Origin of the sequence: Haemophilus haemolyticus, assembly GCF_001679045.1 — a bacterium.
Classification (GTDB): domain Bacteria; phylum Pseudomonadota; class Gammaproteobacteria; order Enterobacterales; family Pasteurellaceae; genus Haemophilus; species Haemophilus haemolyticus.
The window spans coordinates 1-23,985 of the sequence record NZ_LYCK01000003.1 but is presented as its reverse complement, the minus strand read 5'-3'; the positions used below and the strand labels follow the sequence as shown (position 1 = coordinate 23,985).

The window sequence follows — 23,985 nt, the reverse complement described above, 5'->3', positions numbered from 1 at the left end:
GTGCTAATCTAAACAAAAATCGTGGAATTTTTATGAAACATAGCTATTTTATTTCTGATTTGCATCTAAGCGAAAATCGGCCTGAATTGACCGAGCTTTTTGTTGATTTTATGCAGAATCTTGCCCCACAGGCTGAACGGCTTTACATTTTGGGTGATCTTTTTGATTTTTGGATTGGTGATGACGAGCAATCTGCATTGATTCGACAAGTTAAAGATTTAATTAAATCGGTAAGCGAGCAAGGTGTGCAATGTTATTTTCAGCACGGCAACCGTGATTTCTTGATTGGCGAACGTTTTTCAAAAGAAACGGGAGCTCAGCTTTTACCTGATTATCAATTGATTACACTTTATGATAAAAAAATCTTACTTTGTCATGGCGATACGCTTTGTATTGATGATGAGGCTTACCAACAATTTCGCCGCAGAGTTCATCAAAAATGGTTGCAGCGTTTGTTTTTGTGCTTGCCATTAAAAGTGCGGGTGACAATTGCGGAGAAAATTCGGGCAAAGAGTAATCAAGATAAACAAGCCAAATCACAGGAAATCATGGATGTAAATCAAGCCTTCACGAAAGAAAAAGTACAAGAGTTTGGTGTAAATTTATTAATTCACGGACACACACACCGTGAGGCGATTCATCAACAAGAAGGATTTACCCGAATTGTATTAGGGGATTGGCGAAAAAATTACGCGTCAATTTTAAAAATGGATGAAAGCGGAGAATTTGGTTTTATTAAAGATTAGAAGTGCGGTGAAAAATCACCGCACTTTTGATGTTAAGATTTTGTTCGAGCAAACGTCGCAGCTTCTTCTATTAATTCATCGCTTGGGCGTTGATGTGTATAAAGCTCAAATTGTTCTACAGCCTGAAGTACAATCACTTCTGCGCCAGAAATGGTTTGTTTTCCTTGTGATTGAGCATAACGAATAAAGGGTGTTTCAGCAGGAATAGCCACTACATCAAACGCGATACTAGCATTATCAATGAGTGCTTTTGGAAAGGCTAAATCCATTTCTTCCTTGCTCCCTTTCATGCCGATTGGCGTAACATTAACTAAAATGTCAGCCTTCTGCTCTTCTAAAGAATCAATGTATTCATAGCCATAAAGTGCGGCGAGATATTGGCCTGTTTTTACGTTGCGTGCGTAAATTTTTAACTTCTCAAAACCTGAATTTTTAAAGGCAGCCACAACGGCTTTTGCCATACCACCACTGCCATGAACAATGACTTTAGCATTTTTATTTAAGTGATATTTTTCAATTAATTTTACGATGGCAATGTAATCAGTGTTATATGCACGCAAAAAGCCATTATCGTTCACTATTGTGTTTACGGATTCAATGGCTTGTGCTGATGGATGAATTTCATCTAAAAATGGCATACAAGCTTCTTTGAATGGCATTGAAACTGCACAACCACGAATACCTAATGCTCGCACGCCTTTGATTGCGTGTTCAATATCTTGCGTGGTGAATGCTTTATAAATGAAATTTAATCCTAGCTTATCGTACAAGTAATTGTGAAAGGTGGTACCGAAATTGCCTGGACGACCAGATAAAGACATACAGAGTTGGGTATCTTTATTAATCATTTTATTTCCTTAAATATTTAAATTCATGCCATCATCAATACCGATAAAATATTGGTTCATATCAAAAGCAGGTTTTGCTGCTTTATCTTGACTCACAATGCGAGCAGGTACACCCGCTGCGGTGGCATATTCAGGTACGGGGTGAAGCACAACAGAATTTGCGCCAATTTTGGCGTATTTTCCCACTTCAATATTGCCGAGAATTTTTGCACCCGCTCCAATCATAACACCCTCGCGTACTTTTGGATGACGATCGCCTGATTCTTTTCCCGTACCGCCAAGCGTTACCCCTTGCAAAATTGAGACATCATTTTCAATTATAGATGTTTCCCCTACAACAATACCTGTTGCATGGTCGAACATGATTCCGTGGCCAATTTTCGCTGCGGGATGAATATCGACATCGAAAGCTACTGAAATTTGGTTTTGTAAATAAAGAGCAAGGGATTTACGATTTTGATTCCATAAATAATGGGTGATTCGATAGCTTTGAATCGCATGGAAACCTTTTAAATAAAGCAATGGGGTGGACCATAATTCCACAGCGGGATCTCGGTGGCGGACAGCTTGAATATCGCAAGCAGCACAATCAATGATCGAAGGATTAGCTTGATAGGCTTCCTCAATAATTTCTCGGAGAGAAATGGCGGGCATAATAGGATTGGCTAATTTATTCGCCAATAAATAACTTAGCGCACCGCCCAGATTTTGATGTTTTAAAATCGTAGAATGAAAAAAACTCGCAAGCATAGGTTCGTTTTCGGCAAGTTCTTTGGCTTCTTGGCGAATATGTTGCCACACATCTAATGTCATTTTTCCTCCTGTTGCCTGCTTTCAGACTACACGTTTACATATGTTAATCATAGCTGAATTTGTGTATGCACGGAAAGATCTATTAAAAACAAAAGTGAAACAGGCTAGAAATAATTTCTAACGAGGATATTACTTATTCATTGGGCGGAATTTGAACGACACAATGGATACGCCATTTTTTCCATTTTTTAGTTGATAAAATTGAGGGTAGTTAAAATTACGTTGAACGATATTGTAAGGATTTTTATCGCCTTCCTGTTTGGCATTTTGATAAAGTTGATTAATCTCCCGCACTTTTTCATCTTTTTCACCATCGCAGTGGCGATAGATTTCGAGACGATTAGATTCATCTAAAATATAAACATTGAAGCTGTGATCGGAATTATCTTCAAAAAAGAATTGTAGGAATCCTTCACTTGCGAAGGCATCCATTTCTGGTGGATAGCGACGACTTTCTTGGTTTGTCTCGCCATCTTCAATTGGTGTTTGTAAAACTTCGTCAAAATCTACCGCACTTTCAGCTTCATTACAGACCGATTCATTTCCGATTTCTTGTAAGCTAATCCCGCGATCTTCAAAAAATAATTGCCAGTTTTTACCCGCTACGCGTAAGCGCGATGTTTGGCAAGGTTGTTGAATATCGCCTACTTGGATGCTAACGCATCGATTTACTAATCCCATCACTAATTGGCGTAAATCTTGACGATAACGTTCACTATAACAATAGACTTGGATGGAATCAGGGCGATTAACGCCACGATAAATTTTGTTAGAAAGTACTTTTAGCGCAAGCAAAATAGCATTTTGCCCTTCAAAATGGAGCGTTCGGATTTCGTTCCACACGTTGCGATAAGTAAAATCGATACTGCCCACAAGGCTTTGTTCGAGCGATCCAAAACTAAATAAATCTCGCGATGAAATACCGGTTAACACTTCTTCTACTTTGGATGTTGGATCGGTGGTGAGATTTATGGCAATAAATAAGCTACGAATTTCGCATTGATTCAACAAATCACTGTTTTTAGGTTGTTTGGCGATTGTGCTTGGAAAAGATTGACGCAAGTTAGTGACAAAGCGTTGTAATGTACTTAAAGTCACATTCTTACTAAAAATGGCAAGCCCCGTTTTTTCCGTTAGCAGATGATTAAAATATGCCCAAGAGACTAATTTATTGAGGCTTTCCCCATATTCAATGACTCGTTCTTTAGAGAACATAATATGGTGCGTTGGTTGATTGATAAGGTACCAGCCATCTTTAAAATGTTTATTGCCTCGAACTTCCACAAAAGTCAGGTGTGCTTCTGATAAATTGTGAGATATCTGTGTGTTGAGCAAGGATACTTTGCCGGGAAGTTCTTCAAAAGCAGTATAAAGTTTGCGAGAAAGAATGTTGATATCTTGTGGTACGACGCTCGAGTGAATATGATGCTTTCGAGCAAATTCCACTAAATTGCGGTAACTCAACATTAAAAATTTCACCACGTTATCATGGCTTTCTTTGACCGCTTTAATTTTCCAAAATGGACGTTTATTAAGGTGTTTCACCGTTTCAGCAGACCATTTCCATTCATGAGCAAGGATTTCCATGTAACGAACACGCCAATTATTGGCTTGGTAAAGCGCAAGATCTTCTGTTGCTTTCACATAGAAACAACGGCGCACAAAATCCAAACGTTTAAATTCAGAAAGTGCGGTTAAATATCGGGTTACTTTGGCAAGAATGGCAATGTAAGGATCAAAATGGTGATCAGGATTGGTGTTGCCTGCAAGTAAATCTCGCTTAAAAGTACGGGCAATTAAGCAAGTGTTTGGGTACTCCTTGGAATAGGCTTCCAACAACAAAATTTTGAGCACAGATTTATAAGGCGAATCAATCCCTTTATAAAGATGCCATAAGCTGGCACCGAAATATTCGTTTGCAGAAAATTGTCCTAAACCGCCGAAATCTACCCAATCATTTGGATCAATTTCCCCTTCAGTAATTAAACGCGCCACCTCTTTTTCATACTCTTTTTCATTTTCCACCCATAAATGCAACCAAAGTAGAGGTTTACCCGCTAAACGTACGGCGGAGCGATAGAACTCATCAAGCAATAACATATATTGCGCAGAGCCACTATTTTCAATAGTCAGTGGGTCAGCATAATGTTCATTACGGAAACGTTGTTGATCCATCAAATAAAAATTAATTTCCACATTAAATTGCATTGCCCATTCACTAATCCGTTTAGTTTTTTGGATAAGAAGAGCGTGTTCATCCGGAGTTAAGTCGTCTCGGACACAAATCCAAGTATCAAGATCTGAAGAAGCGGTTTGACTTATTGAGCCAAAGCTACCCATTAAATAAACGCCTAGAATTGGTGGCAAAACTTCGTGAAAATTTACCGCACTTTTGAGTGTTGAAGGCTTATGATCGGCATAGTGGATACCGTATTCATTGGTGAGCCATTTTTTTTGATAATCAGATGCGAGAAAACTTGCAATGCCAGAGGGTGCGTGAATGACATAGCCTGGAAGTTGTGGATGGTTTAGATGTAAAAGTAAAGGAACAACCGCTAAAACGTGTTGGAATGCATCGCCGGAACCTTGTAATGCACGCTCAAAACGGCGTTGATCCAAGGCGCTAACCCATTGTTTTGCTTGTACTAGATTACATTCCACGCGGTGTCCCTACCAGAACAACAAAAATTGGCGAACAATTTACCACTTAGGGAGTATAAATGCAAAAAATTGTGATGCAAATCACAGTTTTTGAAGAATCAGAGACTTTAAATCATCAGAAATCAAAATAAATGACTAAAAATCTTATTTTTAATTCAATTTCTCATATCTGAGGTGTTTCTTATATCAACAATCAAAATGACTTTTTAACCTAAGAGTGATAGGATAACCCTCAATTTCATTGCGTAAATTACTTAATTTCACTAATGTAAAGATTTACATTTCTTTACAGTTGGTGGAAGAACCGCTCCGTATTTTTCTTGTCAAAGCGAACGCATTACAGATTTTAAAAATAAGCCTAAGGGAAAAATATTGTGATTTTCCTAAAGGGCAATAATTTGAATTTATTGAATACCTTACTCAATCTGACTTATTAAGGAATTGATATGGCAAAAGATCAATCTAACGACATCACTGAACAAGTTGGTGATACGCCGGAAACGGTGGTTGAAAAAACTGAAACGATGCAGCCTGTTCCACAAACTATTGTGAAAAAAACGGGCACAGCATTGAGTTTATTGGCGATTCTCATTGCGCTAGGTGTGGGTGGGGCTGGTTATTATTTTGGTCAGCAACAAGTAGCTGAAATTCATCAAAAATTAACCGCACTTGAAAGCCAAAGTGGTGTAGCTGTTTCTGCCCCAGTGTCTGATAATAGTGGACAGGTTACACAATTAGAACAAGGCTTAAAAACCGCACAAGATAAAGTCGAGCAACTTGAGCAATTAGTTGCAGGCAAAACAAGCGAAATTGCTACGTTACAAGCTCAAGTAAAACAAGTTAGTCAACTGGCTGGTGCACAACAACCGAGTGACTGGTTATTTTCTGAAGCAGATTTCTTGTTAAATAACGCCTTACGTAAACTTGTTTTAGATAACGATGTTGATACAGCTATTTCTTTATTAAAATTGGCTGATGAAACTCTCGTTAAGGTAAACAATTCACAAGCAAATGCGATTCGTACTGCAATCAACCAAGATTTAAAACAACTTCTTTCACTTTCAAGCGTAGACCAAAATGCAGTAATGCAAAGACTTTCACTGCTTGCCAATACTGTGGATGAGTTACAAGCGTTGAATGTGAATTTTGATGAAGCGCCAGAAAAGAGCGGTAAATTATCTGATGATATTGCAGATTGGCAGCAAAATGTGGAAAAGAGCGCAACTTCTTTCCTAAATCACTTCATTCGTATTTCGTCAAAACAAACTGCGGATAAAAAAGAATTGCTTGCACCAAACCAAGATATTTATCTTCGTGAGAACATCCGTTTACGTTTACAACTTGCTATTATGGCCGTGCCACGCCAGCAAGATGAACTTTATAAACAATCTTTAGATGCGGTTGCTTCTTGGGTTCGTAGCTATTTTGATACGAATGCAGAAGTGACGCAAAATTTCTTAAAATCAGTAGATGAGCTGGCTGATTCTTCTATTTATGTCGATGTGCCAGAGCAATTAAAAAGTTTGACCTTGCTTGATAAATATCTCAATCGTGCGCCGTTAGATGTTCAAAAGGTAGAAATTGAAGCGGATAAAGGCATTGAAACTATGCCTAAAGCTGAAGGTGCAGCAACAGAAGCATCAGCACCAGAAAAACAAGAATCTCAACCGGCAAAAGCTGAGCCACAAAAATAAGGATAGCCTATGTTTAGAGTGCTTTTTTTAATGCTAGCATTGCTTGCTGGGTTGATTGCAGGGCCTTATCTTTCTGGTCAGCAAGGCTATGTTCGTATTGAAACAACAAATAATATCGTTGAAATGTCGATTACGACATTAGTAATTTTCTTCGTGATTGCTTTAGCGATTATTTATGGTTTGGAATGGATTGTAACGCGTTTTCTACGTTTAAGTCGCGGTTCTTATAATTGGTTTTCTAGCCGTAAACGTGTAAGAGCGCAGAAACAAACCCTTGAAGGTTTAATGAAGATGAATGAAGGGGATTACGCCAAAGCAGAAAAATTGATTGGTAAGAATGCCAAACATTCTGCTGAGCCTGTGTTAAACCTCATTAAAGCAGCTGAAGCAGCACAACAACGTGGTGATGAATTTAGTGCAAATCGCTATTTAATTGAAGCCACTGAATTAGCTGGCTCAGATAATTTGCTGGTGGAAATTGCCCGCACGCGTATTTTATTGCAACAAAACAAATTGCCGGCAGCGCGCAGTTCTGTGGATAGCTTGCTAGAAATGGCTGGTCGCAATAAAGAAGTGTTAAAACTGGCGGTAGAAATTTATCTTCGTTCTAAGGCTTATCAAGCCCTCGATAAGATTCTAGACGGGGTTGAAAATAGCGGTTTATTTAGTGCTGAAGAGTTCAAAGATCTTCGTTCTCAAACAGAAAATGGTTTGCTCGATGAGAAAATGAATGAAGAAGGCGTAGATGGTTTACTTGAATGGTGGGATGCTCAGTCTCGTAGTCGTCGTAATAATATTGATCTCAAAGTGGGTTTAATTCAGCGTTTAATTGATTGTAATGATCATGAGTCAGCATCAGAATTTACTGTTGAAGTATTGAAGAAAATTGGTGATAACACTAGCATTAGCAAAGAACTTTGTTCTCAAATTACACGTTTACAACCAGAAGATAACAGTAAACTTCTCAAGCTAATCGAAAAACGTGCAAAACGTGCAGATGAGAAACAAAAATGCTGTATCAATCGTGCTTTGGGTTATTTATATGTTCGTAACAATGAATTTTCTAAAGCAGCAGACGTATTCAAAAACGTGATGGCTTGTCCTGAACAGTTAGAGCCAAATGATTTGATGATGGCATCTTATGTATTTGAACAAGCGGGTGATAAAGCATTAGCTGAGCAAGTTCGCCAAGAGAGTTTGAAATCAGTGATGGCAATTCAAGATGTTGCTCTAGAAAGTGCGGAAGAAAAAACAGAAGAAAATTCAACCGCACTTTTAGAAAGCAAATCTGAATAGCTCAACTAAAAAGACAAAACGCACTTCAAGTGAAGTGCGTTTTTTGTTGCTTTGAATCTAAAACTATATATTTTTCAGTTTATTAGAATATAACACCAAACAGAGTGCGATCACCATAATCAAAATTGCGCCTGCAAATAAGATGGTATCCACCGAGCTTTCATGATTAACAATGATTAAACGCAACATCGCGGTGATCCCTGCATAAATAAAATAGCGCAAAGGGAAGTGATAGCCGCTTTTAAAATACTGCACAATCAAGCCAATAAACCCGAAATATAAGAAAAACATCACTGCTTGTTCAGCTACATCATAAGGCACAACGGTAGAAGTATTAAGCACCATCATCGCTAAAGTATAAGTGATTTTTCCAAGGGCAATGATGAGTACAATCGCCAACGCAATCAATGCCGTGCAAAGCACGATTTTCAATACACCAGTAATAATTCGTGGCAATTTTTCTAATTCTGGATATTCTTCCATTTCTATTCCTTACAGCAAAAATTAAAGGCTCGTATTCTAATGCAAGATTGTAAAGTTGGTCAAAGTTATTTGGAAAAATAAAGTGTGGTGGAATTAGAAAAGTCTATTGTTTTTAGGATTTCAATTTCTTTCTTTTTCATATTTGGCTTCACTATTTTCGATGTTTGAAGGGTTGTATAAGGAGATTTCACGCCATCCCCCCTCTTTGCCGAAATGCTTTTAGCCAATAAATGACGAGAGCGTGGGAAATTTTATGAATTTTAGCCACCTCACGGATACCATAATCCTGTTCGGTGACGAGTTTGACAATTTTCAAACGAAATTCATAAGAGTAGGACATAATCTGCACCTCAAATTAGGTGTCTGGTTTTTTTGGGGGGATCAAAGTGCGGTGAAAAAACGTTTGGATTTTTCACCGCGCTTTTAGCTAAGAACATCAATGTCTAAAACAGGATTAACCGCTTGCCAATAATTTTTCGCACTGCTATATTTCCAATCCTGCGGCTCAGACACAAATCCGCTCACCATCAGATTTTGATGAATGTACTCTAGCTTTTCGTTGAAAAATTTATCGGAATGAATTTCGATGGGTTGATTGTGGTGTTGCCAGAATTGATAGTGAGTGACATTGGAGTTTTTTGTTCCTGCCCTTTTGAACATCCACAACAACCATTCTTTATGGCTTTCTTGTTGATTATCACGAATTAAATTCACCAGATTCGTTGCTGTAAATTTTTTAAATCTCTTATCAGCGTCGATGGATTCTCTTTTTTAGCTTGAAATAATAAATGAACATGGCTAGGCATTATGCAATATCCATAAATCAGCATTCCACGCTCTTTTCGAAAGAATGATAACGCTTGAATCATCAGTTCAAAATAGGATTCTCGAATAAAAACATCAATCCAATATACGGTTGCAAAACTAACAAAATAGATTCCTTCTTTATTATTAAATTTATATTTTCTACTCATCACACACCTCAAAAGTAGACAACATAATTAGCAGAAAATATAAATTCAACAATAAAACACTCATCTTGGAACTCAGATCGCAAAACAAAATTAATTTCTATAAATAGAGATAGCACATTCTATACTGCCGGAATAACGCTGGCGCGCGTCTCCCTACGCGTAGGGAGACGCGCGCTATCGTGGGGTTTAAAATACAGCAGACCAAAGATTAAAAATCTTGTATAGTAACAAAAAAGTACTTCCCCAATTAGTTATATGAAAACCTATATTAAAGCACTTAAAGAAGCTATTGAAAACAATAATTGCAACATAAAAATATTATTTGAACAATACAATACTAAGGCAACCAACAACAATATTAGAACAATATTACCAAATGTGCATCTCAAAAATACAGGGGCTTTTTTTACGGAACAGTCTCTAGCTACTGAAGCCATTACACAATTCGAATCTACGATTACTACTGAATCCGTTGTACTTGACCCAAACTGTGGCATAGGCAGCCTATTGATTGAAAGCTCTCGTCAATTAGATGTATGTTTTTTATTATCTGATACGTTGAAGCAATGGAATTGTGTATTGAGGGGATTCGATATTCAAGCTGATTTTATTGAACTTACTAAACTAAGAATTATACTTGAAGCATTGTATAGAGGAGTAAAAAAAGACTGCAGTATTGAAGAGGCAATATCATATTTAAATAATATTGAATTACGAGACGCATTAACCATTTCAAAACTAGATGTTAAAAATATAACGCACTTATTTATGAATCCACCTTTCGTGATAACTCAATCACCAAAGCGCGATTATTGGAAAAAAGGAAAGACAAATTCTGCTGCGATCTTTTTTGACTATTATCTAAGAATAATTCCAGAAAACACTAATATTGTAGCTATTCTACCAGATATATTGCGTTCAGGTCCGCGATTCAATCATTTCAGAGCATTTGTCTCTACGATGCTTCTAGGAAAAACTAAAATTTGGGGAGTGTTCTCCAGCTCTGCGGATGTGGATGTATTTATTCTTTCGGGCAAAAAATTAAAAAATTCATGTCCTATTGAATGGGTTTCAGAACCTAAATTTAGAGGAAAAAAACTTTCTGCGGAGTATGATGTGTGCATAGGACCGCTTGTTGCTTATAGGGACAAGCAAGAGGGTGAGGTTTACCCGTATTTTCATCCCAAAAACTGCAAAACTTGGGAGGTTATTACTGCCATCTCAGAGTTTAGAGCATTTAAAGGAAAAACTATTACTCCACCTTGTATATTGATTAAAAGAACATCAAGCCCATCAGATAAATTTAGAGCGGCAGCTACATTAATTAATTTAAGCCAACCAATTGCTGTGGAAAATCACATGATTGTAGTAATACCTAAAGATCGAACATTACAAAGTTGTAAAAAATTATTAAAAATTCTCGTCAAGCCCGAAATAAATCAATTTCTTAACGAGCAGATACGCGCAAGGCACTTAACAGTTGGGGCGATTAAATCTCTCCCGTTATTTGATTAGATAAGAAGACAATGTAACAGCATTAGAAACAAGAGTTCTGAAAGCTTCTATTAAAGGTAGTAGCGTGTCTTTTACTTCACGATATGCATTTTCAATGCTCTTGCAGTCTCGTAACTCACCATGTGCAATTGCATTTCGATAACCTAAGAGAATTTCATTAATAAAATTCTCTTTTTGATTAAATACACTTGAATCAAACCCTAATTGCAACAGAATTGTGTTAAGAACATCATACTTAAGATTAGAAGACGTATCGATGATACTTCCTTCTTTAACCTTAAACGTCTTATTAGATATTTCAGACATATGCTGATATAACTTAATTTGATGTTGTATTTTTGAAATTGAAAAACCACATCGAAACTCTTCACTGAGCGAAAGATAATAGAAATTCTCCTTAAGTTTACAATATCTTAAACCTTGATTATTCAGAAAGTTTAAATACGCGATAGAGCAATTTTTTATATGCCCTTCCCAGTGAGAATAAAATAATATCAATGCTGATTTCATCAGAATAATCTTCTCATGGCCTCTAGCCTTTTCAATCAAGAATATTAGCGTGGTTATTTCTTTTTTTCTCCATGCAATATCTTGATCAATATAATCAATACATTCCGACTTATCTCTAATTTTCATTTTTAGAGAAACTCTCACTTAATTTTAACATATTAATTGTTCTTTCTATTGGTCTTGTATTATTTGCTCTTAACGATTCAATAAATTCAGGAATTTCAGGGAGGGTTTTAGATTTATTTATTATAAAATTAATAATAGTGTCATCATTCAAGCTTTTCTCTACCAATCTAGATGTTGCAGTTGAAATAACTTCAAAGACAGGTAGAGACACCCCGCCTTTATATTTATCACCGGGACGTTGATATTTCTTGAAGCAATCCTCACCTAAAGCCCGACTTAATAACTCAAATGTCTTACAAAAAACCACCTTCTCTTTATCTGCGTCAAAATTACTACTTTTAGAGAATAATCTAATTAATTCATTATCTAGGTATTCATTAGCGTAATTATAAGATTCTGGATTATCTAAACAAAAATGTCTTTGTACAAAGAAACGTAGAGTTAACTCTGAATAGTAACTCTCATTTTCTTTTCTTTCTGAAATTGGTAAGGTGTCTCTAAAATTATTATTCTCAGAACATTCTTTAATAACGTTAAAGATATCTTTATTAATCATTAACAGTACACAATTTCTAATTTCTTGTGGTTTTAATTCGCTTCCACCTGTATTTAACCTTTGAAATAATTCGAACTTAGTATCAGGATCAGAAATTCTTTCTACGATTTTTATATCCATTCTTGCTCTTTTAAAATCTAATTTTAAGGCATTAGTGAGCTCTTTCGAACCATCTTCATTTTTCCATTTTATATCCTTTAATTCCGTAAGATATTTTGTTGAGTATAATTTCAAGCAAGGCAATAACTCTCCATTCTCATCCTTAAGCTTTCCCATGAATTGGAAAATTGTGGATAATCTTTGTAATCCATCTACAACCTCCCAAATACCCTCTGAATTTTGTGCGACAAATATTGATGGAAGAGGGATGCCAAGTAAAATTGATTCAATAAATTTACTTTTTTGATAATCGTTCCATCTATATATTCTTTGGAATTCTGGATGTATATTTAGTTCATTGTCATCATACAAGTTTACTAGCTCACCAATAGACATTGAATATCCATCTGTAGATACTGTTAATCTTGCTTCTTTTACTTGACTCTCTAAAAGCTCACTCATATTTATTAACCATAAATTTAAATTTCGATATATAATATTTTACACATTAAAATTTTATTATCATTCGTAATGCTATATTATATTATATTAAAAAATATATCTTAGAATATTAGCAAATCCGCTCATTTAAAATTTAATCAGCAAATTCAAGGCGCAACATTTTAACATGTAAAGCTTGGATAAGTTAAGTTTTAAGTAGGATTTTTACTACCCTAATTATTAACCATTTCTTTATTACTAAATTTTTATATCTTAATGACAGAAAAGGCTTACTGCTCACCTCAGCAAGCCTTTAAAAATAACGCAATTAAGCAAACTGCTTTTTATTCTCTAAATAGCGTTTCGCACATTCAGCTGCAGCAACTAAGCCGCCTGCCATCATAATAATATCTTTAATCACGAGTCGGCCAGCACCTGAGAGATATGGGAAGCCATAATTAGGTGTTGGGAAGTCCCCACCTAAATTAGGCACCCAGGTTTCTGGCGTAAATATCAGGAACGACAGCGTGACTATCGACATGCCAAAGGTGAGCAAGCCTCCAAATAAACCTAATGTTGGAGACCAAATCCCCGCTAATACTAAAATACCAATTGTCACAATGATTGCGCCAATAATATAAGAAGCGGTATAGGTGCCGTTGGCTTTATGCCATTCGATATTTTTTGCGACCATTTTGCCTTCAGGGTTTTTATATAAGGTATATTCTTTCACTAAAACACCCTTATCATTTGTCACTTCATTTGCACCGTTTTTGTAAAGGAAGCTTAAGAAAGGACTATTTGACACAAAGTGTGCGATACCATCTGCCTCATATTGGCAAACTTTTAAACCTCCAATCCAAACCATCACAACACAAATCGCAATGCGGATAAAGTTAATAAATTGACGTTGCAATGGCGCAACAATATTAGCTAGCAATGTAACTAAACTACTCATTAAGAACTCCTTATATAGTTCAATGGATATAACGGGCATAATGCCCAAGAATTTTTATATAAAATATTTATATAAATCATTAACAATATTAGTTGCTAATATTGTTGGCATTTTTTTATTGCTAAAATTTATGCAATAAAAAAGAGATACCAATTTCTTAGTATCTCTTATTTTTAATTAATTTTCCGTGATCAATTTCACATTATTTGAAATTCATTCTCGCATTTCTGAAAATTCGCATCCAAGCGCCGTCTTCAGACCAATCTTCTGGGTACCATGAGTTGCTCACGGCACGGAATACACGCTCAGGGTGTGGCATCATTGCAGCAATACGACCATCGACGTTAGAAATTGCGGTAATGCCTAATGCCGAACCATTTGGGTTAGCTGGATAGGTTTCAGTCACATTTAAATGGCTGTCGATATATTGCGCCACAATCAAGTTTTGGGCTTGAAGTGCGGTCAAATTCTCAGGTGTTTTGAATTCTACGCGCCCCTCACCATGGGAAACGGCTATCGGCATATGTGAGCCAGCCATGCCTTTAAACCACAATGAGTTGGTGTCGTTGATTTTCACCATCGCGGCACGTGCTTCAAAGCGTTCTGACTTATTACGCACGAAACGTGGCCAATTTCCTGCACCAGGGATGATTTCTGCCAGGGTGGAGATAAATTGACAGCCGTTACATACGCCTAATGAAAGGGTGTTTTCATTGGCGAAGAATTGGCTGAATTGATCGCGTAATTGTGGGTTAAATAAAATGGATTTCGCCCAGCCGCCACCTGCGCCCAATACGTCACCGTAAGAGAAGCCACCACAGGCCACCATCGCATTAAAGTCGTTTAAGTTGTAACGACCTGCCATTAAATCACTCATGTGAACATCAATCGCTGCAAAGCCTGCACGGTCAAAAGCCGCTGCCATTTCAACATGGCTGTTTACACCTTGTTCACGCAATACGGCTACTTTTGGTTTCACGCCTTTGCTGATGTAAGGCGCAGCAATATCTTCATTCACATCATAGGTTAAGTGAGCAGATAAACCTTTGTTATCTGTTGCTTTTTTCGCTTCAAATTCTTGGTCGGCACATTCTGGGTTATCGCGTAAGCGTTGCATTTGGTGAGTGAGCTCTGCCCAAATACCGCGTAATTCAGAGCGTTTTTCGCTTAATAGTTTTTTGCTACCACGCGTGATTTCAAAACGATCTTCTGTGGTGACAGAACCTAATTCATAAGTTAAGCCAAGCAAGTCATGGGCTTTTAATACCTCACGCACTGCGCTTAATTCGTTTTCAGAGACTTGAATCACTGCGCCCAATTCTTCATTGAATAACACGGCTAAATCATTGTCGCCTAATGCAGAAATATCCACATCCACGCCACAGTTACCCGCAAACGCCATTTCTGCAAGGGTGGTAATTAAACCACCATCTGAACGGTCGTGGTAAGCCAATAATTTACGCTCTGCTACTAATGCTTGTATTGCATCAAAGAAGTTTTTCAGTTTGGTTACGTTCACCACATCGGCTGGTTTGTCACCTAATTGTTTATACACTTGCGCAAGTGCGGTCGCACCTAAGCGATTTTTTCTTTCGCCTAAATCAATCAACAATAAACGGCTTGCACCTTTGTCTGTGCGTAATTGAGGTGTCACTGTTTTGCGGACATCTTCCACGCGCGCAAAAGATGAAATCACTAAAGAAAGCGGAGCTGTTACGGATTTTTTCTCGCCATTTTCTTCCCAGGTGGTTTTCATCGACATGGAGTCTTTACCCACTGGAATGGTAATACCTAACGCCGGGCAAAGTTCTTCACCTACCGCTTTCACGGCTTCATATAAGCCTGCATCTTCACCGCCATGACCCGCTGCAGACATCCAGTTTGCAGAAAGTTTGATGCGTTTAATATCGCCAATATTGGTGCCCGCAATATTAGTGATAGATTCAGCCACCGCTAAACGTGCAGAAGCACCAAAGTCTAATAACGCTACTGGTGCACGTTCGCCCATTGCCATGGCTTCGCCGTGATAGCTGTCTAATGATGCGGTTGTGACGGCCACATCAGACACGGGAATTTGCCATGGGCCAACCATTTGATCGCGCGCCACCATACCAGTTACCGAACGGTCGCCAATGGTGATTAAGAAAGTTTTTTCTGCCACCACCGGTAAGCGTAATACGCGATGGAAAGCTTCTTTTAATTGAATATTTTCTGTTGCAAGCGGTCGATTTTCGACAGTTTTTGACGAAACCTCGCGCGTCATTTTCGGGGTTTTGCCTAATAACACATTCATTGGCAAATCAATTGGGTTATTGTCGAAATGACTATCGTGCAAGGTTAAATGTTTCTCTTCCGTTGCCTCACCAATGACCGAAAACGGTGCACGCTCACGTTCACAAAGTGCGGTAAATAATTCGAGTTTTTCTGGCGCAACGGCTAAGACATAACGTTCTTGTGATTCGTTACACCAAATTTCTAATGGTGACATGCCTTTTTCATCGCAAAGAATTGAGCGTAAATCAAATTTACCGCCACGTTCGCCATCGTGCACCAATTCAGGCATGGCATTAGATAAACCACCCGCGCCCACGTCGTGAATAAAGAGAATTGGGTTTTCATCACCTAATTGCCAGCAGCGATCAATCACCTCTTGGCAGCGGCGTTCCATTTCTGGGTTTTCACGTTGAACAGAGGCAAAATCTAGATTTTCTTTTGATTTCCCGCTGTCCATAGAAGAAGCAGCACCTCCGCCTAAGCCAATATTCATAGCAGGGCCGCCCAATACGATCAATTTCGCACCCACTGGTATTTCGCCTTTTTGAACGTGTTCGCCACGAATATTACCGATACCGCCTGCTAACATAATCGGTTTGTGATAACCACGCACTTCTTCGCCGTTGAAGCTGTTGACTTTCTCTTCATAGGTACGGAAATAACCCAATAACGCAGGTCGACCAAATTCATTGTTAAATGCTGCGCCACCTAATGGACCTTCAATCATAATATCTAAGGCTGAAGCAATACGGTTTGGTTTGGAAAGTGGATTTTCCCAAGGTTGTTCAAAGTTTGGAATGACAAGGTTTGATACGGAAAAACCGGTTAAACCAGCTTTTGGTTTTGCACCACGACCCGTTGCACCCTCATCACGAATCTCACCGCCCGAACCTGTTGCCGCCCCTGGGAATGGCGAAATTGCGGTTGGGTGGTTGTGGGTTTCCACTTTCATTAAGATATGTGCATCTTCATTGTGATAGCGATATTGCCCATCTTGATCCGCAAAGAAACGGCCGACTTTTGAGCCTTCCATCACCGCAGCATTATCTTTATACGCAGAAAGTACGAAATCAGGGGTTTTCTCAAAGGTATTTTTAATCATCTTAAACAGGGATTTATCCTGTTTTTTGCCATCAATAATCCAATCCGCATTAAAGATTTTATGACGGCAGTGCTCAGAGTTGGCTTGCGCGAACATATAAAGTTCAATATCGTGCGGATTGCGCCCTAATTGGGTGAAGTTTTCCACCAAATAATCAATTTCATCTTCTGCCAGTGCTAAGCCTAATTCTACGTTGGCTGTGACCAAGGCTTCACGTCCACCTTTCAAAATATCCACTGTTTTAAACGGTTTCGGATCTTGATGACGGAATAAAATCTCAGCATCTTCTGGATTGCGCACCACCGTTTCCATCATTCTGTCGTGTAAAAGTGCAGTCAATTTTTCTGTTGTTTTTTCATCAAACGGTTGGCTTAACTCAAAATAATACGCCAAACCACGCTCAATACGCGCCACTTCACTTAAACCACAGTTATGCGCAATATCGGTCGCTTTAGAAGACCAAGAAGAAATCGTACCAACGCGCGGAATCACGATAAAAGTTTCGCCTTTGGCATCGTGTTCTGGCAAGGTTGGGCCATAATGTAACAATGCTTTTAGTTTTGCTTCCCGCTCGCTAACAAGCGGTCGATTTAATTCCACAAAATGCAAATATTCCGCATAAACCGATTTTACTGGTAATTGATTTTGTTGGAATTTTTGCATTAAACCTTGAATACGGAATTCAGAAAGGGCGGGTGAGCCACGAAAAGTTTGAAACATACGGGTACCTTTGAGTTGTGTTTGAGGTAAAAATCGCGGGCTATTATAAAGGATATTTCTAGAAACGAAAACGTTTGCGTTTATGAGGAATAAAATCCCCATCTTTAAGAATTTGATGGGGATAAGAAGATTAAAGGGTTATAAAACCGTCATATACATGGGTCGCTTCGCCAGTCATATAAAGTGGATGACCAACGCCATTCCATTCAATGATTAATGAACCGCCCGGCAAATCGACTTGAACTCGATTGTTCAATAAACCTTGCATAATTCCAACTGCAACAGCCGCACAAGCGCCACTTCCACAGGCTTGCGTTTCTCCTGCACCACGTTCATAAACTCTAAGTTTAATATGCTCTTTATTGATGATTTGCATAAAACCAGCATTGACACGTTCGGGAAAGCGTTCGTGACTTTCTAGCAAGGGACCGAGCTGTTCAACATTTGCTGTTTGAATATCATCTACTTGTACAACACAATGAGGATTGCCCATTGAAACGGCACCACATAAGACGGTTTGAATGTCCGTGCGCAGAATGTAATTTTTCTCGAATTTATTTGCGGTAAATGGAATTTTTGCTGGCTCCCAAATAGGTTCACCCATATTCACACGAATTTGGTTATCGTCTTTTACCGTTAGAACCATATTGCCTTTTTGTGTGCTAACCGCAATGTCTTTTTTGTTAGTTAGCCCTTTTAATGTCACAAAACGAGCAAAACAGCGGGCACCATTTCCGCATTGCGAAACTTCACTTCCATCGGCATTGAAAATGCGATAATGAAAGTCGAGTTCAGGATCATAAGGTGGTTCAACAAGCAAAAGCTGATCAAAACCAATTCCACGGTGGCGATCAGCTAAGCGTTGAATGGTTTCTGATGTGAAAAAAACATTTTGAGTAACACCGTCAACCACAACAAAATCGTTGCCTAATCCGTGCATTTTGGAAAACTGCATTTTTCCATCCTTTATTTAAATTCAAGATTGATTGCATTATAGAGAGCGGTAAAAAGAATGGCAAATTCAGAATTTTAGATTAAGAAAAGTGCGGTAAAACACAGGAAATTTTTACCGCACTTTATTCGCTAATTTACTCAGATTACATCCAAGCATTATTGCGAATGATCCCTACTGCAATGCCTTCAATCTCAAAGTTTTCTTGTTCTTCAAGATTTACTACGATTGGATCAAATTCTTCATTTTCTGCGTGTAGATAAATGATAGAACCTTTTTTCTCAAGGCGTTTTACCGTCACTTCATCTTCAATACGGGCAACGACAATTTGTCCATTACGTACATCCTTGGTGCTATGTACAGCTAATAAATCACCATCTAAGATACCAATGTCTTTCATGGATTGACCATAAACTTTGAGTAAGAAATCTGCTTGTGGTTTAAACATATCGGCATCTACGCGATAAGTTGCTTCGATATGTTGTTCTGCAAGAATAGGTTCTCCAGCCGCTACGCGGCCCACAAGTGGTAAACCATCAAATTCTTCATTTGCGCTATTGTCTAAAATGCGGATACCGCGAGATGCGCCAGGAATAATTTCAATCGCACCTTTGCGTGAAAGCGCTTTTAAATGTTCTTCTGCCGCATTGGGTGATTTAAAGCCTAATTCTCGAGAGATTTCGGCTCGTGTTGGTGGCATGCCTGTTGTTTCTAAATGACGTTTTAATAAATCCAACACTTCTTGTTGGCGTGCTGTTAATGGTCTCATATACACTCCTGTTTTTAAATACAGATAACTGGTATTGTATACAGATTGCGTGAAGTTGCAACCGTTATTTTTTAAATCTGTGTATTAGGTCACATTCTGTCACTAAATTTTTTAAAGCGGTTGAGATCGGATGTGTTAAAATATTTCAAATTTACAACAAAGAGAAAATTTATCATGGCAAATTTTGTAAATATGTATCGTCAATTATTGAGCTTGCCTCTGTCAGTATTAGTGAAAAATAATCCAATTCCAGCCAATCCAATAGAAGAGCTTTCCCTCAATATTCACCAACCTGTTGTTTATGTTTTGCCTTATACCTCTCAAACCGATTTCGTTATTTTCCGTCGAAATTGTTTGGCGCTAGGTTTGCCTGATCCTGCTGAGAAAAATCAAATTGATGGAGTGAAGTTGCCTCGTTATGTGTATTTAGATGAGGGACGTCGTATTTTTAAATCGAAAGGTGCGAAAGATGAAACCACCACGATCTTCAATAAATACCTCGAATTACACCGCACTTCTGAGAGTTTAGATGTCCAACTTATTCCGGTCTCTGTTCTTTGGGGGCGTTCTCCAGGGCATGAAGATAAATCCGGTTTGCCTAACTTGCGTTTGTTAAATGGCATGCAAAAAACTTTTGCTGCTATTTGGTTTGGACGTGATACTTTTGTACGTTTTTCTCAAGCCGTTTCATTACGTTATATGGTGAATGAGCATGGCTCTGATGAAAAAATTGCGCAAAAGCTGGCTCGAGTTGCAAAAATGCATTTTGCTAAACAGCGCATTTCTGCCACAGGTCCTCGTTTACCGAATCGCCAAGCTATGTTTAATAAATTATTGCAATCAGAAGCAATTCAACGCGCAATTGAAGATGAAGCAAAATCGAAAAATATCAGTATTGAAAAAGCACAAAAAGAAGCACATAAGATTTTGGATGAAATCGCTGCAGATGTAAGCCATTCAAGTTTGCGAGCCGCGGATCGTTTTTTACGTTGGCTTTGGAATAAACTTTATTCTGGTATTGATGTGCAAAATGCAGATCGCGTACGTAAATTAGCACTTGAAGGTCATGAGATTGTTTATGTGCCTTGCCACCGTAGTCATATCGACTATTTATTGCTTTCTTATGTGCTTTATCATCAAGGGCTTGTTCCGCCGCATATCGCAGCAGGAATTAATTTAAATTTCTGGCCTGTAGGTAGAATGTTCCGTAGTTGGGGGGCATTCTTTATTCGCCGTACTTTTAAAGGAAACAGATTATATTCTGCAATCTTCCGCGAATATTTATCAGAGTTATTCCATCGTGGTTATTCGGTAGAATATTTTATTGAGGGGGGGCGTTCGCGTACTGGTCGTTTACTTGCGCCAAAAACAGGCATGATGTCGATGACTCTTCAAGCGTTGCAACATAATCAAACTCGTCCAATTTCTGTTGTTCCAGTTTATGTGGGCTATGAGCATGTATTAGAAGTAGATACTTACGCAAAAGAATTGCGTGGCGCGGCGAAAGAAAAAGAAAATGCAGGTTTGGTTATTCGAGTAATTAAAAAATTACGCAATCTTGGTCAAGGTTTTGTGAATTTTGGTGAGCCAATTACGCTTTCCAACTACTTGAATCAACACTTCCCTGATTGGAAAGAGCAAAATCACGAAGAAAAACCACAATGGTTTGCTCCTGCAGTTGATTCTGTATCAAAACAAGTGATGGTGAACATTAATAAAGCTGCTGCGGTGAATGCAATGAATTTAGTTGGGACGGCATTATTGTCTTCTCGTCAGCGTGCACTTTCTCGTGAGCAACTTTTGGAACAACTGGCGAGTTACCAACAATTATTACAAAACGTGCCTTATTCCGCAGATGTTGTCTTGCCAACGGCTACGCCTGAAATGATGTTAAATCATGTATTAACGCTTGATCGTGTTGGCGTGTTAGTTGAAAAAGATAACTTTGGGGAAATTGTACGTTTGGAACGCGCATCAGCCGTGTTGATGACTTACTACCGCAATAACATACAACACTTATTTGTATTGCCATCTTTAGTTGCAAGCATTATTTTGCATTATGAGGCGATTCAAAAAGATTTATTAGTCGAAGCTGTTGGCAAGATTTATCCGTTCTTAAAAGGAGAGTTATTCTTGCACTTTAGTGAAGAAGAGTTAAAAACTCAAATTCACCAAATTATTGATGAATTTGCGCGCCAACAGGTGATTAACTCTAATGATAATTTCTTATCTATCAATAAGTTAAAAGTGCGTATTTTACAACTTTGGTCTGCGGGAATGCGTGAAATCTTGCAACGTTATTACATCACAGTGACAATTTTGCAAAAACAACCAGATATTTCACGTGCAGAACTGGAAAAAGAAAGTCAACTTGTCGCACAGCGTTTATCTGTATTGCATGGTATTAACGCGCCAGAGTTCTTTGATAAAGCCGTCTTCTCTATGTTCATTGCGAATTTGAAAGAGCAAGGTTATTTTGATGAATCAGGCAATGGCAATCTTGAGAAAATAGAATATTTTGCGTCAACGCTTTCTCATTTGATCTCAACGGAAATTTGTTTGACGGTCAAAGGAACGGTTGAAAAAGCGGAAGAGCACGCTTAAGTTAGATTTAAATTTTAGGAGCATCATTTGATGCTCCTTTTTTATATTAGCTATATAAGAAGTGCGGTGAATTTTTACCGCACTTTTGAGCTATTTTCTCAATTTAACTAACTCTACCTGATGGTTTTCACCTTTTGTTAGAATTAAATTTGCTCGCTCACGGGTTGGAAGAATGTTTTGATTGAGGTTTAACCCGTTAATTTCATCCCAAATTTTACTTGCCGTCGCAACAGCCTCTTCTTTTGATAAGCTTGCGTAATGTTTAAAGTAAGAATTAGGATCATTAAATGCACTTTCTCGGAATTTTAAAAAGCGTTTGATGTACCATTCTTTCAGTAATTTTTCTTCTGCATCGACATAAATAGAGAAATCAACAAAATCTGACACAAAGGTTTGATTGGTTTTGTTATTGCCTGTTTGAAGCACATTTAATCCTTCTAAAATGAGAATATCGGGTTTATCTACCACATCAAATTCATCGGGAATAATATCGTATGTTAAATGAGAGTAGATTGGTGCTGTAACATTGCTTTTACCTGATTTTACATCTGCTAAAAAGCGAATGAGTTTCGGTGTGTCATAAGAAACGGGAAATCCTTTCTTTTGTAAAAGATTCTCTTGTTTAAGCTTGTCTAATGGATAAAGAAACCCGTCTGTTGTGATGAGATCAACTTTTCTTTCAGTCAGCCAATGAGAAAGCAGAGATTGTAGAATACGTGCTGAAGTGCTTTTCCCCACGGCAACACTGCCAGCAATACTAATGATGTAAGGTGTTTTGGCATTATTTCTGCCTAAAAAACGATGTAGCACCGTTTGGCGATGTAAATTTTCATCAATGTAATAGTTAATAAGACGAGTTAACGGTAGGTAAATCGTACTTACTTCATCTAATGAAAGGTCTTCATTAAAACCTAATAGTGGTTTGAGATCCTGTTCTGTCAATTTTAATGGAACGGATTTACGAAGTTCTGCCCATTGTTCACGATTAAAGCTTAAAAAAGGTGTTTGCTGAGTTGAAAATTCCACAATAATTTTATTTGATAGCTAAATAAACGAAGAAAAATATACTCTATAACCAGCATGTTCGCATTTGTTTTTCAGTAAATTTAATAAGATTTGGTTAAAAATTCACATTTTTGCTTGTGATTTAAACGAACACGCAAAAAAAATAATTTTTTTAGAAAAAAAACTTGTCACGAAAAGTTTTTTCCATATAATACGCCTCACTTGCTTACGACACGCCGACTTAGCTCAGTAGGTAGAGCAACTGACTTGTAATCAGTAGGTCATCAGTTCGATTCCGATAGTCGGCACCATTCCTTCGTATCAAGTATTCATTTAGCGTGGAGGGGTTCCCGAGCGGCCAAAGGGGGCAGACTGTAAATCTGTTGGCTCAGCCTTCGAAGGTTCGAATCCTTCTCCCTCCACCATCTTTTAGATGAATCCTGATGGGACAGACGAATTTAGGACTTGCGGGCATCGTATAATGGCTATTACCTTAGCCTTCCAAGCTAATGATGCGGGTTCGATTCCCGCTGCCCGCTCCAAACGCTGATATAGCTCAGTTGGTAGAGCGCACCCTTGGTAAGGGTGAGGTCGGCGGTTCAAATCCGCCTATCAGCACCATCCTTCATTTCTCTCTTCCTTCAATTATAGCAAACAATTTTATTGGTTAATGTGGTTTAATTTACCCATCGATAACCGTGTCTATTTAGAGGGACTCTTTAAATGTCTAAAGAAAAATTTGAACGTACAAAACCGCACGTAAACGTGGGTACAATCGGCCACGTTGACCACGGTAAAACAACTTTAACAGCAGCAATCACAACCGTATTATCTAAACA

General features: G+C 38.1%; 19 protein-coding genes, 4 tRNA genes and 1 pseudogene. 10 read left to right on the top strand and 14 right to left on the bottom strand.

The genetic code is table 11. The features are described 5' to 3' along the window. Positions 1-32: 32 nt before the first annotated feature. The gene (lpxH, locus tag A8M50_RS02715; protein ID WP_005646161.1) at positions 33-746 is read left to right on the top strand and encodes a UDP-2,3-diacylglucosamine diphosphatase; all 714 of its coding nucleotides are present in this window, start codon (positions 33-35) and stop codon (positions 744-746) included. 32 nt (positions 747-778) lie between these two features. On the opposite strand, the gene A8M50_RS02710 is transcribed toward lpxH, so the two are convergent. From A8M50_RS02710 to A8M50_RS02700, 3 genes are all read right to left on the bottom strand, one after another. Then, entirely contained in the window at positions 779-1,594 is an 816-nt protein-coding gene (locus A8M50_RS02710; RefSeq protein WP_005646191.1) for a shikimate 5-dehydrogenase, read from the bottom strand. A 9-nt stretch (positions 1,595-1,603) separates the two neighbouring features. Beyond that, a complete protein-coding gene (gene cysE / locus A8M50_RS02705; protein ID WP_005646143.1) occupies positions 1,604-2,407 on the bottom strand; it encodes a serine O-acetyltransferase in 804 nt (267 codons plus the stop codon). A gap of 129 nt (positions 2,408-2,536) precedes the next feature. Next, complete coding sequence (locus A8M50_RS02700) at positions 2,537-5,068, bottom strand: class I adenylate cyclase (RefSeq protein WP_005646187.1); 2,532 nt, start codon at positions 5,066-5,068, stop codon at positions 2,537-2,539. 446 nt (positions 5,069-5,514) lie between these two features. On the opposite strand from A8M50_RS02700, the gene A8M50_RS02695 reads away from it, so the two are divergent. Both A8M50_RS02695 and A8M50_RS02690 read left to right on the top strand, forming a co-directional pair. Next, positions 5,515-6,762: a uroporphyrinogen-III C-methyltransferase gene (locus A8M50_RS02695; protein ID WP_005646170.1), complete on the top strand. Its 1,248-nt coding sequence runs from the start codon at positions 5,515-5,517 to the stop codon at positions 6,760-6,762. 9 nt (positions 6,763-6,771) lie between these two features. Beyond that, positions 6,772-8,058 carry a heme biosynthesis protein HemY gene (locus tag A8M50_RS02690; protein WP_005646151.1) on the top strand — a complete coding sequence of 429 codons (1,287 nt, stop codon included), beginning with the start codon at positions 6,772-6,774 and terminating at the stop codon, positions 8,056-8,058. 63 nt (positions 8,059-8,121) lie between these two features. On the opposite strand, the gene psiE is transcribed toward A8M50_RS02690, so the two are convergent. The 4 genes and pseudogenes from psiE to A8M50_RS02670 form a co-directional block, all read right to left on the bottom strand. Beyond that, entirely contained in the window at positions 8,122-8,541 is a 420-nt protein-coding gene (gene psiE, locus A8M50_RS02685; protein WP_005646178.1) for a phosphate-starvation-inducible protein PsiE, read from the bottom strand. Between the two features lie 95 nt (positions 8,542-8,636). Then, positions 8,637-8,881, bottom strand: a pseudogene (locus tag A8M50_RS02680) (transposase); the annotation flags it as partial. Positions 8,882-8,964: 83 nt separating this feature from the next. Continuing rightward, on the bottom strand, positions 8,965-9,255 hold the full coding sequence (locus A8M50_RS02675; RefSeq protein ID WP_005646171.1) for a hypothetical protein: 291 nt from the start codon (positions 9,253-9,255) through the stop codon (positions 8,965-8,967). Beyond that, positions 9,252-9,515, bottom strand: a complete 264-nt coding sequence (locus A8M50_RS02670) for a transposase (protein WP_032826580.1) — start codon at positions 9,513-9,515, stop codon at positions 9,252-9,254. The genes A8M50_RS02675 and A8M50_RS02670 overlap by 4 nt, the downstream gene beginning before the upstream one ends. A gap of 255 nt (positions 9,516-9,770) precedes the next feature. On the opposite strand from A8M50_RS02670, the gene A8M50_RS02665 reads away from it, so the two are divergent. Then, complete coding sequence (locus A8M50_RS02665) at positions 9,771-11,030, top strand: N-6 DNA methylase (RefSeq protein ID WP_005646185.1); 1,260 nt, start codon at positions 9,771-9,773, stop codon at positions 11,028-11,030. Here the strand turns inward: A8M50_RS02665 and A8M50_RS02660 are convergent. From A8M50_RS02660 to lexA, 6 genes are all read right to left on the bottom strand, one after another. After that, on the bottom strand, positions 11,019-11,666 hold the full coding sequence (locus A8M50_RS02660; protein WP_005646145.1) for an MAE_28990/MAE_18760 family HEPN-like nuclease: 648 nt from the start codon (positions 11,664-11,666) through the stop codon (positions 11,019-11,021). The two genes, A8M50_RS02665 and A8M50_RS02660, sit on opposite strands and share 12 nt — an antisense overlap. After that, positions 11,656-12,783, bottom strand: coding sequence for a GmrSD restriction endonuclease domain-containing protein (locus A8M50_RS02655; protein WP_005646158.1), 1,128 nt, complete (start codon positions 12,781-12,783; stop codon positions 11,656-11,658). Before A8M50_RS02655 ends, A8M50_RS02660 begins: the two co-directional genes overlap by 11 nt. 307 nt (positions 12,784-13,090) lie before the next feature. Beyond that, positions 13,091-13,720, bottom strand: a complete 630-nt coding sequence (locus A8M50_RS02650; RefSeq protein WP_005646193.1) for a YkgB family protein — start codon at positions 13,718-13,720, stop codon at positions 13,091-13,093. A 202-nt stretch (positions 13,721-13,922) separates the two neighbouring features. Next, positions 13,923-17,816, bottom strand: a complete 3,894-nt coding sequence (purL, locus tag A8M50_RS02645; protein WP_005646162.1) for a phosphoribosylformylglycinamidine synthase — start codon at positions 17,814-17,816, stop codon at positions 13,923-13,925. Between the two features lie 130 nt (positions 17,817-17,946). Then, entirely contained in the window at positions 17,947-18,771 is an 825-nt protein-coding gene (dapF, locus tag A8M50_RS02640) for a diaminopimelate epimerase (RefSeq protein ID WP_005646156.1), read from the bottom strand. Between the two features lie 142 nt (positions 18,772-18,913). Further along, positions 18,914-19,537 carry a transcriptional repressor LexA gene (gene lexA, locus A8M50_RS02635; RefSeq protein WP_005632942.1) on the bottom strand — a complete coding sequence of 208 codons (624 nt, stop codon included), beginning with the start codon at positions 19,535-19,537 and terminating at the stop codon, positions 18,914-18,916. A 174-nt stretch (positions 19,538-19,711) separates the two neighbouring features. Between lexA and plsB the strand changes: the two genes are divergently transcribed. Then, the gene (gene plsB, locus A8M50_RS02630; protein ID WP_005646141.1) at positions 19,712-22,141 is read left to right on the top strand and encodes a glycerol-3-phosphate 1-O-acyltransferase PlsB; all 2,430 of its coding nucleotides are present in this window, start codon (positions 19,712-19,714) and stop codon (positions 22,139-22,141) included. A 90-nt stretch (positions 22,142-22,231) separates the two neighbouring features. Here plsB and coaA read toward each other — a convergent pair whose 3' ends face one another. Continuing rightward, a complete protein-coding gene (gene coaA, locus A8M50_RS02625) occupies positions 22,232-23,167 on the bottom strand; it encodes a type I pantothenate kinase (protein WP_005646148.1) in 936 nt (311 codons plus the stop codon). Between the two features lie 214 nt (positions 23,168-23,381). On the opposite strand from coaA, the gene A8M50_RS02620 reads away from it, so the two are divergent. From A8M50_RS02620 to A8M50_RS02600, 5 genes are all read left to right on the top strand, one after another. Continuing rightward, positions 23,382-23,457, top strand: a tRNA-Thr gene (locus A8M50_RS02620). A gap of 29 nt (positions 23,458-23,486) precedes the next feature. Next, positions 23,487-23,571 (top strand) — tRNA-Tyr (locus tag A8M50_RS02615). 42 nt (positions 23,572-23,613) lie between these two features. Continuing rightward, positions 23,614-23,688, top strand: a tRNA-Gly gene (locus A8M50_RS02610). Positions 23,689-23,691: 3 nt separating this feature from the next. Next, positions 23,692-23,767: transfer RNA gene (locus A8M50_RS02605), tRNA-Thr, on the top strand. 102 nt (positions 23,768-23,869) lie between these two features. Further along, positions 23,870-23,985 (top strand): GTP-binding protein (locus A8M50_RS02600; protein ID WP_075564395.1); only part of this gene is annotated, 116 nt, incomplete at its 3' end.